18 protein-coding genes are annotated in these 15,091 nt (G+C 43.4%); 2 read left to right on the forward strand and 16 right to left on the reverse strand.

Features of this window, described 5'->3' with window-relative positions:
• Nucleotides 1–86 precede the first annotated feature (86 nt).
• The 3 genes from HMPREF3142_RS18590 to HMPREF3142_RS18595 all read right to left on the reverse strand — a co-directional run bounded on the left by HMPREF3142_RS18590 (nt 87) and on the right by HMPREF3142_RS18595 (nt 4,373).
• Nucleotides 87–2,747, reverse strand: coding sequence for a DotA/TraY family protein (locus tag HMPREF3142_RS18590; RefSeq protein WP_070612294.1), 2,661 nt, complete (start codon nt 2,745–2,747; stop codon nt 87–89).
• 16 nt (nt 2,748–2,763) lie between these two features.
• Complete coding sequence (locus tag HMPREF3142_RS28240; protein WP_077270050.1) at nt 2,764–3,288, reverse strand: hypothetical protein; 525 nt, start codon at nt 3,286–3,288, stop codon at nt 2,764–2,766.
• Between the two features lie 320 nt (nt 3,289–3,608).
• Nucleotides 3,609–4,373, reverse strand: a complete 765-nt coding sequence (locus HMPREF3142_RS18595) for a hypothetical protein (RefSeq protein WP_001002320.1) — start codon at nt 4,371–4,373, stop codon at nt 3,609–3,611.
• 1,303 nt (nt 4,374–5,676) lie between these two features.
• On the opposite strand from HMPREF3142_RS18595, the gene HMPREF3142_RS18600 reads away from it, so the two are divergent.
• On the forward strand, nt 5,677–6,243 hold the full coding sequence (locus HMPREF3142_RS18600) for a replication/maintenance protein RepL (protein WP_416376791.1): 567 nt from the start codon (nt 5,677–5,679) through the stop codon (nt 6,241–6,243).
• Here HMPREF3142_RS18600 and HMPREF3142_RS18605 read toward each other — a convergent pair.
• The 11 genes from HMPREF3142_RS18605 to HMPREF3142_RS18650 form a co-directional block, all read right to left on the reverse strand.
• The gene (locus HMPREF3142_RS18605) at nt 6,227–6,907 is read right to left on the reverse strand and encodes a hypothetical protein (RefSeq protein ID WP_070612296.1); all 681 of its coding nucleotides are present in this window, start codon (nt 6,905–6,907) and stop codon (nt 6,227–6,229) included. The two genes, HMPREF3142_RS18600 and HMPREF3142_RS18605, sit on opposite strands and share 17 nt — an antisense overlap.
• Nucleotides 6,908–7,075: 168 nt before the next feature.
• Nucleotides 7,076–7,444, reverse strand: a complete 369-nt coding sequence (locus HMPREF3142_RS18610) for a hypothetical protein (protein WP_070612297.1) — start codon at nt 7,442–7,444, stop codon at nt 7,076–7,078.
• A gap of 42 nt (nt 7,445–7,486) precedes the next feature.
• Nucleotides 7,487–7,735, reverse strand: a complete 249-nt coding sequence (locus HMPREF3142_RS18615; RefSeq protein ID WP_077270053.1) for an H-NS family histone-like protein — start codon at nt 7,733–7,735, stop codon at nt 7,487–7,489.
• Between the two features lie 68 nt (nt 7,736–7,803).
• Entirely contained in the window at nt 7,804–8,154 is a 351-nt protein-coding gene (locus tag HMPREF3142_RS18620) for a hypothetical protein (protein WP_011093214.1), read from the reverse strand.
• A 26-nt stretch (nt 8,155–8,180) separates the two neighbouring features.
• Nucleotides 8,181–8,417 (reverse strand): hypothetical protein, encoded by a 237-nt coding sequence (locus tag HMPREF3142_RS18625; protein WP_070612310.1) that lies wholly within the window; start codon nt 8,415–8,417, stop codon nt 8,181–8,183.
• Between the two features lie 80 nt (nt 8,418–8,497).
• Nucleotides 8,498–8,794: a hypothetical protein gene (locus HMPREF3142_RS18630; protein WP_070612299.1), complete on the reverse strand. Its 297-nt coding sequence runs from the start codon at nt 8,792–8,794 to the stop codon at nt 8,498–8,500.
• A gap of 78 nt (nt 8,795–8,872) precedes the next feature.
• Nucleotides 8,873–9,187 carry a hypothetical protein gene (locus tag HMPREF3142_RS18635; RefSeq protein WP_070612300.1) on the reverse strand — a complete coding sequence of 105 codons (315 nt, stop codon included), beginning with the start codon at nt 9,185–9,187 and terminating at the stop codon, nt 8,873–8,875.
• 32 nt (nt 9,188–9,219) lie between these two features.
• On the reverse strand, nt 9,220–9,438 hold the full coding sequence (locus tag HMPREF3142_RS28250; RefSeq protein ID WP_077270051.1) for a helix-turn-helix transcriptional regulator: 219 nt from the start codon (nt 9,436–9,438) through the stop codon (nt 9,220–9,222).
• Between the two features lie 177 nt (nt 9,439–9,615).
• Nucleotides 9,616–10,458 carry a DUF6387 family protein gene (locus tag HMPREF3142_RS18640; protein ID WP_070612301.1) on the reverse strand — a complete coding sequence of 281 codons (843 nt, stop codon included), beginning with the start codon at nt 10,456–10,458 and terminating at the stop codon, nt 9,616–9,618.
• A 350-nt stretch (nt 10,459–10,808) separates the two neighbouring features.
• The gene (locus tag HMPREF3142_RS18645) at nt 10,809–11,141 is read right to left on the reverse strand and encodes a type II toxin-antitoxin system PemK/MazF family toxin (protein ID WP_008804165.1); all 333 of its coding nucleotides are present in this window, start codon (nt 11,139–11,141) and stop codon (nt 10,809–10,811) included.
• Nucleotides 11,142–11,399, reverse strand: a complete 258-nt coding sequence (locus HMPREF3142_RS18650; protein ID WP_012541132.1) for an AbrB/MazE/SpoVT family DNA-binding domain-containing protein — start codon at nt 11,397–11,399, stop codon at nt 11,142–11,144.
• Nucleotides 11,400–11,925: 526 nt separating this feature from the next.
• Here HMPREF3142_RS18650 and HMPREF3142_RS18655 point away from each other — a divergent pair.
• Nucleotides 11,926–13,026 (forward strand): AarF/UbiB family protein, encoded by a 1,101-nt coding sequence (locus HMPREF3142_RS18655; protein ID WP_070612302.1) that lies wholly within the window; start codon nt 11,926–11,928, stop codon nt 13,024–13,026.
• Here HMPREF3142_RS18655 and HMPREF3142_RS18660 read toward each other — a convergent pair.
• Together HMPREF3142_RS18660 and HMPREF3142_RS18665 are read right to left on the reverse strand one after the other, a co-directional pair.
• Nucleotides 13,023–13,994: a sensor domain-containing diguanylate cyclase gene (locus tag HMPREF3142_RS18660; RefSeq protein ID WP_016161433.1), complete on the reverse strand. Its 972-nt coding sequence runs from the start codon at nt 13,992–13,994 to the stop codon at nt 13,023–13,025. The genes HMPREF3142_RS18655 and HMPREF3142_RS18660 overlap by 4 nt on opposite strands.
• Before the next feature lie 206 nt (nt 13,995–14,200).
• The gene (locus tag HMPREF3142_RS18665; protein ID WP_008804155.1) at nt 14,201–15,037 is read right to left on the reverse strand and encodes an alpha/beta fold hydrolase; all 837 of its coding nucleotides are present in this window, start codon (nt 15,035–15,037) and stop codon (nt 14,201–14,203) included.
• Nucleotides 15,038–15,091 lie beyond the last annotated feature (54 nt).

Below are 15,091 nucleotides of genomic sequence, written 5' to 3' on the forward strand. Positions count from 1 at the left end.
TTCAACTTTGTTTATAAGAAAAAATATAAAGTGAGTTTCATTGCAGATAATAATCAGTTAGAAAGAGGACCGAAGCCCTCTTAATATCACATTCCATCATTACCTTCTTTTGATGATGAACTACCACCGGAAGATCCACTACCGCTCCCTTTCTCTGGAGCCTTAAAGCTTTCAATTGGTGAAGCTTGGGCCTGTAAACTTACAGGCAGCAACGGTCTGTTATGTTCACCAAACGATACCGCTCTGTTAGCAGCCTTTTGAGCTACATTCATATAACCTGCTGCGCCTGCTGTATCACCAATAGCATCTGCTGCCTCAGCTGCATTGTAAGCCGAGTTAGCACTTTCAAGAGACTGATATTCATCCTGCTGATCAAGTGGGCCAGCATTACTCATATGAGTTCTGAATGCAGATCCCGTATCATTGGCTTTATTAGCCGCCAGTGCTTTCCCCTGTTGAGCCTGTTGCTGTTGTTGAAGCTCACGTTGCTGTTCACGGTCTTTGTTAATTTGCGCATTCCTGATCTGATTACCCATCGCATTTGAGGTATGGGAAACCTGATCCAACACGGTTTTGGTAAACATAGCACCTTCAACACCTTTTGATGCCGACTGTGCGTAACCCGACATGCTCTGACCACCATGAACACCAAGCCACTTCATAATTTCATCAGGGATGATGTGAATCAGTGAAAGTGATTTCTTCACTACCGTGAACATCATTGCAATATAAACAGCAATGAGAGCCAGTGACTCGATGATACCTATCCCGGCATTGGCTGACATCATGCCAAAAGCGCCGGAGAATGTTTCGTTGACGATCCCACCAAGGATAGGGAGCATCGTATAGGCTGCTATTAATCCTGTTATCATTAGCGCTGGTCGCATGGTTAACGATAAAACCAGACCATAACCAGCGCCACCACGACCCACTACGCCATCACCGTCTGGATGTAAATGTGTTATTACCCATAATGGTGCTGCGACCATTGCTTCAAGGCACAGGATCATCCAGCCGACGCAAACACCAAACCACATGACGTAAGGCAACATAGGAATAACAACGGCTAAAGTATCGCCAGCTATCCATAATGGGATAACCAGTGGCATAACAATCCCCATAGCGCCAAATGCACCTGATACCCAGCTTGACGTCCAAGAGGTCCATGCGCCAAGACCTGCGCCAACAACCGCAGAACTTCCTAATAACGTCCAGCCAGCGGCACTGATTGTATCCCCAAGTCCTTTAACGGCTAATAACGGGTTTATCGCCTGTAAATTGGCAGCAGTTGTGTCGGTTGAAAATGAGACAATTTTTCCTTGTTTTCTGCCATTGATAACGCTGGAGCTGAGAAAACCCGCCATTGCACCAGAAATACTCTTATTGGCTTCACTCTGAAGAGAGGAAACAATTTTCCCGGCATCATCCGTTTTAGGACCTGCGCCACTTTTACCACTGGTATTGGCTTCTGTTCGGCTTTGCGCATCAATACCATTCGCATATCTTGAAGCTGTCGTCGATTTCGCCATATCCTGAGCTACTTTTGCCATAATTGCGTTCAGACTGTTATCGAATATATCGCCGTATTCCATTGTCGCTTGCCCAGCTACAGGAAGATTATGAGCTGCTCCATTAATCGCATCCTGCACACGGATCAGTTTCATACTCCATGCGCCAGCCATAAACCATCCGTCTTTCTGGACATTCTCTTTGAAATCATCCCACTGGTCGCCAGTGGAGAAAACTGTTCGTACTGCAGTATCAATAATGGATACATATGAGGCTGTTGCGCTGTTTATTCCGGTCTGAATATCAATATTATTATCGGCCACATACTGTTCAGCCAGCGTTTTCATACTGTTATCAAGACCGATGAATGCGGCATTGTGTGCCTCAATAACATCTGAAATATTCGTCTTTATATCCTGTGGCATATAAGCCATATACATGCCGCCAGCAGCAATGGTAGCCTGAGCTTTAGCCTGTTCATCATAAGAAGCTTTGGCCTTGGGGTCTGTAAGCGTGATGCTTCCACATGCAGCCTTGGATACCAGTAAATTTTTATTCATATCATTACCGGCATTGCTGGCCCCATAACTGTATGTGTATAAATAGGCACCTTTCTCCGGCGTCATTTCAAACGCAGGCGTGACGTGCGGGAAGGGATCGGCTGCTGCTGATTTCTTCCATAATTCACCCGCCTTCAACATACAGACGTTATTGATAAACGCAGTTTTCGCTATACGGTCAAGTTCCTGATAAGACGCTGATGTTGTGATAACTGCTCCATCTGAGGGGTTAGAGGCGTAAGTATTCCAGACGGTATCCGCCAGACCTACTCCCTGATTAATCATCCACAGCACCATAACCTGAGCGGCACAGAAACCACCTGCTGCCGGGAGTATCATTGCCGTGCCTAATGCAGTTCTTACGGGCAACCACATGGAAGACCATTTCTTACCCAGCATTTCTCCGTCATGTGCCGTTGACATGGTTCCGGCAATCAGCGTGTAGGCAGCTAAAATACCACCAATCAGCAAAACGGCGCTGTTAAGGATTGTCATTGTGCTGGCTAAGGGACTTTCCGCTAAATTGTCCGGGAATAAGATATCCAGAAACCACAGCTTTGATTTGTCTGTCTCCGGGACGGTAAATAAATCTGCGGCATAAGCTGACTGAGTTAATAACAGGCAAGCTAATATTACTAATAATATCGATACTTCTTTTTTCTTTATATTTATCATCATTACATTCCTTTGCCTCTTACTTCATTGAATTACTGATGCTGCTCCAGACATCGTTTCCGTTGACTGTTGCTCCCGATCCTGATGAAGAGCCAGTTCCTGTAGAAACACTTCCATTTGCGATATTCCCAATCACGGGCATATCAATAGAAATGCTTTCGGATATACTTCCGGTCAGTTGACTTACTTTTTCCCTCGCAATCGAACAGGCTTTACTTATTGCTGCTTCCTTCGTTTTTTTAATTATTGAATCCACAGATGGCAGGCTGATGCCGAGGTTACCCACAGGCCAAGCGTCCGTACAACCAATCGTCTCAAGTGACTGATTGATGTTATCCATGAAATTCTTCGCTACCGGCTCTAACTGAGCCGCATCCTGCTTCATTGCGTTATATTGCGCTTGTTTTAATGATGATCTGACATCCGGGCTACAGACTGCTGCATTAGCTGTGGTTGCTGAAATTAATATTGTTGCGGGAAGGATTATTTTGAAAATGCGGACACAGACATTTGTTCGCCATTTATTTTTATTAAGTTTATTCATTTGATACCCCTTTAATTTATTACATTTTATTCACCATATTTTCTTCTTGTGATTAAATAAAAATACAATGCCTTATTAATATATATTAAATAAAATAGAATTAATCAAGAGAACGATCATTTAATTTGACAATGACTTTATTTTTGATTACTGTTTAAAAGTAAATAAATGATTACTCCAAAAAATTTATTACAATACTCTGAAGAGGCCAGTTTATCTGGCTTCTTTTAATTTAATAAGGATTTCACCTTCCACATTCCAACGTTTAAAATATGAATATATGTGTATAAAAAGTTCAGAGAAGTCGCGTTAATGGATCACTAAATATTATCCCAATCTAACGGTTCTTCTGGTGGCACAAGACTTGTGTTCTCTACAGAAGGGATTTCATTTATACTTTCACTCTTCACTAACCCTTGAGACTTTTTAGCCTGCAATCTTGCGATTAACAAATCTATCTCATCTTGGTTATTAACTTCTTGTATAACTGCTTCAATTGACCTGTTTTTATCTTTAAGTATGCTATTGCCACCGCCATTGACGACTATGCTTTCGGGTTGTTCTTCCATTGCTTCTTTCTTTTTTATAATCTCTGATACAAAGCGAGCACGATCACCATTGAAGACAATAGCAGGGTTTATGAAATACCAGTTTTTCTCATTGGTTTTAGCAATAATACGTTTTTCGATGAGTTCTTTGATACCTCTGTAAAAGATAGATTCAGACAAAACAAAGTGATCTATCTTTTCCGCAAGAGACATTGCCTTTTTACAGCTCAGGTAGAAATGATCTTTGCCTATCGCATCCTGATATATTCGTAAAAATATGAAAAACACTTTGTATGCTGTTTTCGTGAGATCAAAATATGCTTTTATCTGAGAGGTATAGAGTTTAATGAACTCTTCTTTATCGACCTCTTGTGTATGCACGATATTGGCGAAGTAGCTTTTACCTGTATCTTTCTTTTCGATAAGTTCTGTGCCTCTTGAAACGGTCAGATTTTTCTTTCGTGTTTCAATCTTTAGCTCTGTCTCAAAGCAAAAAGGATTTAACCCTAAATCTAAGTCAACGTCTATTTCATTCATTTCATTATTACCTCTTGTTGTTTTATTTATAATAAATTAAATACCATGCACAAAAAAGATATCAAGTTTTTTGCATATTTTTTTGCGAAAATATTTTCAAAATCGCAACTATTCCAGTGACGATACTTTAAAGCACTGTCGTTTTTAAGCTTAAAATGACATAGAAACTGACTGCAAAGTCAGGAAAGCTCACCGTGCAGTCAGGAATACTGGCTATAGAGTCAAGAACACTGACCGTACAGTCAGTCGCCTATTTTCGTTATAAGTCTTATACAACAAGGGCTACAGTCTGATTATTTATTAATTTAATTTTGCAAGAAGTAAGAGATAATACTTAAGAGGATTAAAAGAAACCGGGCGATTTTTATGATCGCCATATGGGGTTTCAACATTAAAAATGATTAGCTGTTTTTGAGTACAAGTTGTTTTATATTGCGAAGCTTTCCTTTCTATTTCATTAAAATCTTTTTTTTGAAAATATCTACCATCTATGAGCTAACGCTCATGTGCTGAAGCACGGCTACGCCCTAACTCTGAAATATGTATTTTTATCTTGATGAGGTGACTTATTAATATTGATAGTAAAAAATGGAAAGATCTTTTCCAGATCATTCCATCAAAAAACAACAAAATTGCTCCTATTTTGAACATGGTATGTTATCTTCAACATATAGCATTTGCTCTTAAACGTATAGGAAAACTATATTCAAAGAAGCAGCACTTAGTGATTGTTCAAAACAATCACATTGCTGGAACAGGGCTTGCCGCTGTTAGTGATGGATTTATCCATAGAGAATTTCGGTTTTAGCCGCTAATAAAGTAGAAGTAATATTTTAATACTTAGTCACAATCATTCAGCGCTTCGTGATTGTATGAAACAATCACTTCGCTGAAATATAAATTCAAGAAAAATGAAAACAACTTATAACATTGGTTAGTTGCAGGAAAGAAACCAATGTAATAAAAATTAAAACTGCACCAAAAAATTTACTTTGCATAGTTGTTCTCAGCTTCGCTAATTTAATAATGAAGAAGAAAAATGCTCTCAGGCCAGTCATAGCTTAAAACGAAGTACCGACATCCGGGAGTTAAAGTCCCGAATCTCGGTACTTATGTTGAGAACTATTCTCAAATAAAAATAATGAAGTATTATATTTCTATAAACTTCCGAACTTCAAGTATCCGAATATAATACCTAGAGTATTATTTTTCTGAAAAAATATACACTTTAAGTATTGACTTGTAGGAAATATATAGTATTTAATTTGCAGATAACTAAAAAAATAAAGGAATAAATATAATAATAGAAGATAATACACAAGCAGATAAAAAAGAAATAAAGAAATCAAGAAGAGGTCTTCCACGCCACGAGAAAAACCCTTTTCTTAATGATACGAACCTACATACTAAAACAGGAGTCAGACGTATTACAACAGGAAAAGATCGATTAGCATTAGTAAATGAAAATACTGGAGAACAAGTTGGTAATGGCGGTTTCTTTCAGGCTATGGAGGTTGATAAAACACAGTTCGTGAAACTTTATGTTGATGGCGTATCCGCTATTGAAGGACTCTCTTCATCTGGTAAAAAAGTTTTCAATATTCTTTACCTTGCTATCAGGGATAATAAGGACACTGATACTATTTTGATGTCATACGATATTGTTGATCAAGATGTCGTAAAAATATCAAGAACAACGTATTTCAAAGGTATGAAAGAACTTGCTGACAAGAAGTTTATCGCAGAGACCATGATACAGAACTATTACTTTATTAACCCGGACTATATGTTTAATGGTGATCGCTTGACCTTTATGAAAACCTATTACTTGAAGGATAAAAACACCCACCCTACTATAAAAACTGTATAGGGTGATTAAAAAATGAAGAAAAATCAAATGAGAAAACATTTCTTATATACCAATTTACAAACTCATATCTGGCAGAACCACTTTTTATCATTGCTGACATATCGATCATATTATTTGTTTCTCTGCGTGTTTCTGATATATATAGAACGAAATCAATATGTTTATAATGAGGATTTTCAACAAGAAAATTAAGTTCTGTCATTACATTCTCTGATTCATAGGGCATTATTGTTTCATTAAGAATAACAAGTCCACCGACTGCATTAGGAATATTTAAAGATTGTTTTGTTGATCTAATCTGCCTATTGGCTGTTGCTACAAGATCTTTTATATTTCTATAAGCATAATCCATTATCTTTTTTCTGAAATCATCTGAATCAGGGTGCTTTTGAATCAATTCCTCTATATGAACACTGCCAAACCAATATTTTTTCAGCCATTCATCAGTCTTGGCTAACTCATTAAGTTTTTCATTAATCAAATCAGTTCTGTCATTTGTAAGTAATTTTTGTTCTAAAATAACCTCTCTATTAAATAACAAGTAGTCTGCCATCTTAGAGTTAGTACCATCATTCTTCTTGAAATCTTCCTTGATATCATCTAATACTATATTGTTTTTCTTAGATCTAATAAAATCAAGGAATCTTTTATCTATAGATGTCATCTTTGCTTCCTTCAGCCTTACTTAATCTTTAATGAACTTAATAATACATCATGCAGTTACCATTCGGCAACGTAATGATTATAGTAATGAATGATAATAAAGAAGATATTGATAATATATCTGGAACACACTATAAAAATATTATTTTAGCTTTGACATTAACCGGCCCTATAAAGAAGTTTTTTTATCAGTAGATGATGAGTTAACCCATGACGGATTCATCAGATCGCTTGATAGTAAATATTTATGGTCATCCTCATCAACAACTACAGCATTTAACTTATCAGCTATCTGCAACATCATACAATAAAGCGCCTCGTCTGGATGCTTAGTCGAAATCCTTCCATCATTCCAGTCAAGCCAAGGTTCATTGTGTTCACTTTGACCACTCCATATAGCAAAAAACTCTCCATTCTTGCGATCTATTGATAGTTCTTTATCATCATCAGCAAGCTGGAGCCATTCCTCACTACTGATTGGATTGCTTGCGCTATCGAACCAATTTTCTGTTCTTATTATATGAAGTTCCCAGCCCATAGACACTTCCGTTGCTTGATGAAGATACAATATTATGACTGGCTATTGCCAGTCAATGAGATCCACCGGTGATACACGATCACGCCCCATTTTCTCAATCAACTGTTGTAATCTCTTGGCTCTCAATTTCTGAGCCTTTTTCTCACCAATCTCCTGATAGTATTCTTCCCGGCGCTCCGTGACAACTTGGCGGAACTTCTTCAAAAGCTGTTCCAGTGTTTTGATGTCTGTAGTAGCCGCTTCAGCTTGGATTTTTCTATACATATACATAACGTGGAATTCATCAATCATATTATACCTCTTAGTTTTATCATTCATGTTATTTCCCTCTTTCGAGGGAATAATCATAATATTTAAGATCAAACAACTGTCACTTTTAGCTTCCAATAAACAGGATCTTGATTTTCATCCTGATTTATATTCTTTGAAACAAGTTCAATGATGTGTTCTTGATGCCAATACAAGATAGCGGCTTTTAAATCCCTTCTATTTATATCAGATACATCATTTTTGATAGAGCATTTTTTCATCTCACGAGTTATCAAAACATCATATATGACGCTTGACATGAAGCCATCCTTCAAAATATCGATTGCTGTTTCAGGATGTTTTTCATAAATGGTATATATTTCATCACAGTATCCTTGCAAGATATTGGCAATAAGTTCGTTTAGTTCTTTTTCATTTTTATTTAATATAATCTCTTTCATCTTTAATCCTTTTATTATGTTAATGGTTAGTTGTTATAAACGACATTGATGATGACAGAACCGTATTCTAGACCTAACTCATCGACTAAATCGTTATTGATATGTCGATTTAATGCATCTACTAAGTTTTTATCTCCTATCATTTCTTCTACTGAATACCCGCTCAGAGCAATAAACACATCAAGACTTTCTTGAATAGTATTCTTTACTTTCGGGGTTCCTTCGCACAGCATACTTACTACTACAGATATTTTATTTGTCATAGAACTTTGTTCGTTATTGTTTACCATTTATATTTCCTCTTATTTTTTGTGGTTAGCCCCTTGCGGGGCAAGAATGAATATTACTTTCTAAAGTCGTCTGAATACTCAACTAACATGGCAGCAACCACTTCAAAGTTAACTTGATTAATATCACCATGATTTCCCTCTTGTTTAGTGAATCTTTCAAAGTTGTTCTGAATATGGTCTATCACATGAATAATAAATGGACTCATAAAATCCGGGTCATCCAAATAATCATTGGCGTCACCATCGCCATTAACTTCCATGAACATATTCCAGCTTGCGGCAAACGATCTGCAAGCAAGCTCATAGAACAGTTCGGTTGATTTATTAATACTTGTTTTTTCTTTAGACATATTTATACCCTCATAGTTAAATGCTTATTTTATTCATTGTTTTTTTATTAGCCCCTTACGGGGCAGAACACGGTGTTATTAGCTCATACTAAAAAGTAATGCTTGAGTATGAACATATCTCATTTCATGCATAACCTTATCCATATCAACATAAATCAGTCTTTCTCTTTTACCCTCTTCTTTCATGTGTTCATCAAAGCGTTTTGCCAGATAATCTTTAACATGTAAAAGATACGATTCCGTTCTATCGCTATCCAACATAATAGCTGCTAACACCTCAAGTTCTTCTTGTTCTTTATATATACGTATTCCTGAGATATAAAGATTCTTCGCCATAGCAGTAAAAATATTGGTAGATGACTCTTTGATACTTTTAGTTTCATTACTATTCATTTTATTTCCTCTTGTTGTTATTAGAATATTTGTTATTCAGATACAGGGCGTGAATCAGAAATGATTTTCTCAATCCATGCATCAATCTCACTTTCAATAAAGGCAATAGACCTTAAACCCGTTTTAACCTGCGATGGAAAGCGACCAGCTTTAATAAGCGTATAAATCCATGTCTTTCCAAAACCTGTTCTTCTTTTTACTTCTGGTAAACGAATAAGGCGGTGTTGTTTATTTTCTACGATTTGAACCATATTTATCTCCTGTATTGTTTCGATGAGATAATTGTAGGGGTTTTTCTTGTGATTTAAGAGGGATGTTCAGGAAGTAGTTTTTTACGCAAATTTTTGAAAGGGAATAAAATAGGGTATGTTCAGGTTCAGTGAATGTAGGCGATATCTGCATTGCGCAACACACCGCCTCCGGGAATGTTAGTCCTCGCCGAGTTCGTCAGTGATGAGATCCTGAACCTTCCAATGTCTTCTGTCGTCGTATCTGTATGTAAAATCGACAAAAGACTGATAGTGAGCAAGCTTTGTCAGATACTTGACTGCCAGTGGATGGTCTGTAGACTTCATTTTCTCAACGTCACGAATGCCATCTTTAAACTCGTCTGGGTAGATAAAGCTGGTCAGTTGTGGCATACCAATCCTGACCTCTTCATCCTGCGCCCAGAACAGCAGGTCCATGATTGGGATAATGTTGTAATCGAGTATTTTTTTAAGGTTGCTGACCCCAAAGCGAAAATCTCTGGCTGGAGGCTCAGGAGCCTGAAGCTGCTGTTTCCACTCAGGAACCATGACTTTCAGGTGATTGATGATTTCTTCGGATGACGTTTCTGCCAGATTAATTTGAACCAGCATCAGCCCTTCGTTGTTTACCCCGGCTTCCTTCAGATAGTGCGAGACTTCCATATGTGGTAGGGGTTTTCCTTCCGGGTTTACGTATTTATCGAAAGCAGCAACATAACCCGCCACCTCCCACAGCCCTTGGTGTGTGACAGGCTTGATGGCATAGCTGGAAGACAGTCTTTTTTCTGGCCCCCCGAAAACATCACCAAACACGACCTTGCCTTCAATCAGCTCTTCGTAATATTTCTGATGCCTGCGAAGATTTTCAGGAGACAGCTCAGCCCGGTTTTGTTCCATACGATAGGCGACAATCCTGTTCTCTATCTCTTGGAAAAGCTGTTCCACTGTCAATTTTTGCAGGACGCTGTAGTTTTCAATGTTGAACCATTCATTAACAGCGCTCGCGATCTCTGCTTTAGTCATGAGATATCCTTCTGGCTTTACTTATCTCTTTGATATGTTATGAGTAAACATATCGGATTTGGTGGCAGTAATCTATTCAATAGAGCAGGGAAAGCAGCGGAACAACCAGTCCAAATTTCAAGATAGTTCAGTGAAGTTCAGCAAAGTGTGTTGTCATAACCAATTGAATATAATTGACATTATATCGATACGAGATTAAAAATGTTGGTAAATATGATGGTAAAAAATCATATCACTTCAACAAAACCACTAATAACAGGAGATATAGATGAAGTTCGAGTCCAGTCAGAGGAGCCACATTTAAAAAGCCTGCTTTCGAGCAGGCTTTTTGCTTTTTTGCGTCGCTGACGTTAACTGAGAATCGCATCCAGCCTGGCAAGCACTTCATTGACAACGGCGTCAGGTATGCGTTCCAGACGCTTGCCGTTCCGGGCCGCCATATCGATAGTTCTGGGCTGGTCGCAGCGAATAACGCCTGTTGTTTTGGTCCCCGCCTCTTCCAGTGAAACCGTGAAGCCTGCTGTACGTGCAAAGTTTCCACCGCTGGTGACGGGAACCACGACCGGTAGCCGGGTCAGCTTGTTAAACGATGCCTTCGATACAATGAGGACCGGACGTTTTCCACTTTGCTCGTGGCCAGCAATCGGATCCAGTGAAACAAGCCAGATTTCCCCTCTGTCCATTTACAGAATCTCCTTGCCCACCGCAGGCGCATCAATCCATTCCCGATCCTCTTCGCTCATTTCGGCGTGCGGATCGCACTGCGCCAACAGTTCCTCAAGCGAATAATGGGGCCGTTTCTGCGGTTCAATAATCAGGCAGCCATTATCTATAGTCATACCCACTTCGCTGTCTGTCGACAGCTCCAGCGCTTTCAGCACGGCGGGAGGAACCGCCAGCATGATGGATCCGCCAACCTTTTTCAGGCGAGTTTTGTACATAAAGGACCTCCGAATATTATATTTTAATATAACATCCAGGGTGGATTGTGCACTATTACTCATCAGATTCATGGTGATTTCCTTAGCGTAATAAACCGCAATCCATCGAAGGACAGATCCCAGTTTTCAGCGGTGTGATGACCTGTAAAACGGCGACCATCCTGATACATCGGGCACTTCTTGCAGGTCAGGAAGCATTGTGTGCAGGCGAGAACTGATTTCGTTGTAAGAAGGCGATAATAGAAAACTGATTCTGGGGTTCAAAAGATTATGGCGAATCAGATAAATAAAATGCGGCGCTGCTTCCGTATCCGGGTTGCGCTGGAGGAACATCAGCGATAGCGCGAAGGCCAGATTTGCTCAGGTGCTTGCCTTTCCCTGCCGCCTCCCTACGCCCCGAGTATCCTCCGTGAACGCCCCCCAGCTCAGCCTGAAAAAGCCCCCGCCAGTAGGATGAATTCACTACCGCTTGCGGGTGAGATAGCGTGGATTATCCACGCTGTCTAACGTTATACCCGGAGGCACCATGAACCTCAGACAACAGCAACAGCAGGCGTTCGATCGCAGCGGAGAACCCCTTATCGTCGGCAACGTCAGCCACTGCCCGCTGCCACCCGAAACCCTCGCCGCGCTGGGCCCCGATTCACCCTATGTAGTGCAGGTATACGGCTCAGGCCTGACCGGGGAGGTTTACCGGTTGCGCATCGCCGGCAAGGAGTACAATTTAAAAAAACGACGCGCCATCGCCGGCGTCGCCAACCTCAACGGCCAGCTGTCGTTTTTAAATGAAGTGCAGCGCCGGCAGGCGTTGCAGCGGCTGAAGGATAACCCAGTCACCGCCCCGCGCTTCACCCACATCGTTCCGACGCTGTATGCCGATTATCGCCTCGGCATCCTGCTCTCGCCGTGGATCGATGGCGAGCTGATTCACCAGCTGACCCCGCCGCTGATCGCCCAGCTATTTACGACCCTGGAAGCCTGTGAGGAACAGGGGCTGATGGAGTGGGATCTCTGTCGTGGAAATCTGCTGGTGGACCATCAGGAGCAGCTGTGGCTGTTCGATTTTGGCTACATGTATCCCTTCGATCCGCTCAGGGAATTCAACAGCAACGGTCTGGCCGATCCGCTGTTCCACTTTGTCGAGCGCTTTGAGACCCGCTTCTTTTTTAGCTGGCTGATGACCCAGGTTCCCGGCGCGGAGCAGCAGCTGGCGCACTATCGCGATCTGAAGCGGCTGGCGCTCGAAAGCTACCGGCGCAAGCTCGCCTGGCTCCGCGCCCGACAGGCCGCCCCGCAGGTGCAGGCCCATTTTCAGCAGATAACGGCGCGCTGGGCGTCGGCGCTGGCGGACCCAGCCGCGCTGCGCCGGTTATTTGCCGTGGAGGCTTTCCGCTCCCACGTGCTGGATATCGAAGACGATCTGCATGGCCAGTCGTGTACCTTACTCACTCTGCAACGTATCGACTGGGTGATAGGCCAGCTGGAACAGCATTATCGCTTTATCGCCGACGAAGGCGGTCTGTTTTACGATAACGAAGGCAAATCACAGCAGGCGCTGCTCAGCAGCTATGCGCAGAAGCGGCAGCTGGCGCAGCGGTACCTGCAGAACGCCTCCACGCCAGGTTAGCGACGCTCGCGACCCTGCTTCTGCTTCGCCTGGTACATCAGCCGGTCAGCGGTGGCCACCAGCGCGTTGAGACTGGGATGGCTGGCGGGATCGTACTCGACGCAGCCCCAGGAGAACGCCAGCTGCCAGGGGTGAGCCGCCTGCTGGTTGAAACGGGCCACGTTGTGACTGAGCGTCTCCATCGCTGTCGCGGCATCGTGGCGGCTGGTATTGGCGAACAGAATGATAAATTCGTCCCCACCCTGCCTGGCGAGGATATCGGACTCACGGAAGGCCGCTTTCATCAAATCGGCGATGGCGATCAGCGCGCGGTCACCCTCTTCATGCCCCCAGGTATCATTGATGTGCTTGAAGCGGTCGAGGTCGACAAAGGCGAGGCTTACCGGCTCCTGGCGGCGCTGGGCCGTCAGCAGGGCATACTCCGCCAGGGTGAGGAACCCCCGGCGATTAAACAGTCCCGTCAGCTCATCCGAGGTTGCCGCATCCAGCACCTTGAACTCATCCTCCACGATCGCCGCCAGATCGCTTAAGATCTGCATTTCATGGGCGGAAAACGAACGCGGCTGATGGTCCATCAGACAAAAAGACCCGACGGTCGCGCCATCCGGCAGTTGCACCGGATACCCGGCGTAAAAACGGATAAACGGCGCCGCAATGACCAGCGGGTTATCGTGAAAGCGCTCGTCCTGCTGCATGTCGTTGACGATAAGCGGGTCGGTTTGCAGGATGGTATGGGCGCAAAATGAAATATCTCTCGGCACCGTGTCCACATCGAGGCCGGCACAGGACTTGATATGCAGGAGATCTTCCCCCACCAGACTGATGGACGCCACCGGCAGGTTATACAGCGAACGGGCAAGCCTGGTCAGGCGATCGAAGCGTTCTTCTTTTCCGCTATTCAACAGCCCGGAAGAGCGTAGCGATTGCAGGCGACGCTGCTCGTCGGGATGAAGTCCGGCTAATTTCATTGTCTCTCTCTTGTCTCTTGCGCAGAATTCTGCCGGGTTTCCACAGAGAAACCCGGCGTTTTATCCTGCCAGGGGGAAAATAGTCGTCAGGTATCCCATGAGTTAAGCAGATTTCCCCTGCTCGTCAACCAGCGCGCCCCGGCGACTGGCGACCAGGGCGCTGGCGGAATGCCATTAACGGCACTCTGCCCGGCAAAGGGGGAAGATCAGGCGCGGATAAACGCCAGCAGATCGGCGTTGATGGTATCGGCGTGGGAGGTGTGCATCCCGTGCGGGAAGCCAGGATAAATGATTAGCTGGCTGTTCGGCAGCAGTTTGTCCTGCAGAATGGCCGCATTTTTATAGGGAACCACCTGGTCGTCATCCCCCTGCATCACCAGCACCGGCAAGGTGATCGACTTAAGGTCTTCCGTCTGGTCAGTCTCTGAAAACGCCTTGATACCTTCATAATGGGCCTTGGCGCTGCCGATCATTCCCTGTCGCCACCAGTTCTGGATCGTCCCCTGCGACACTTCTGCCCCGTCACGATTGAAGCCATAGAACGGGCCAGAGGCGACGTCGAGATAGAACTGGGCGCGGTTCGCCGCCAGCGCTTTGCGGAAACCATCAAACACCTCGATTGGCGTACCGCCCGGATTCTGCTCGGTTTTCACCATCAGCGGCGGGACGGCGCTAATTAACACCGCTTTCGCCACCCGCCCCTGCGGCTGGCCGTAGCGGGCGACGTAGCGGGCAACCTGGCCGCCGCCAGTGGAGTGCCCGACGTGGACCGCATTGTGCAGATCCAGATGTTCCACCACCGCCGAAACGTCCGCCGCGTAATGGTCCATATCGTGCCCCTCGCTAACCTGATCGGAGCGGCCATGACCCCGACGGTCGATAGCGATGACCCGAAAACCTTCGGCAAGGAAAAACAACATCTGGTTATCCCAGTCGTCGGCGCTCAGGGGCCAGCCGTGATGAAAGACAATCGGCTGAGCTTCCTTTGGACCCCAGTCTTTGAAGTAAATGTTGACGCCGTCTTGGGTGGTGACAAATGCCATGTTACAGACTCCTCTTTCAGGATAACCAGCCTGCAGGCCCGTGCCTGGGCTGAA

This window comes from Klebsiella sp. HMSC16C06, assembly GCF_001808325.1.
Taxonomy (GTDB): Bacteria; Pseudomonadota; Gammaproteobacteria; order Enterobacterales; family Enterobacteriaceae; genus Klebsiella; species Klebsiella variicola.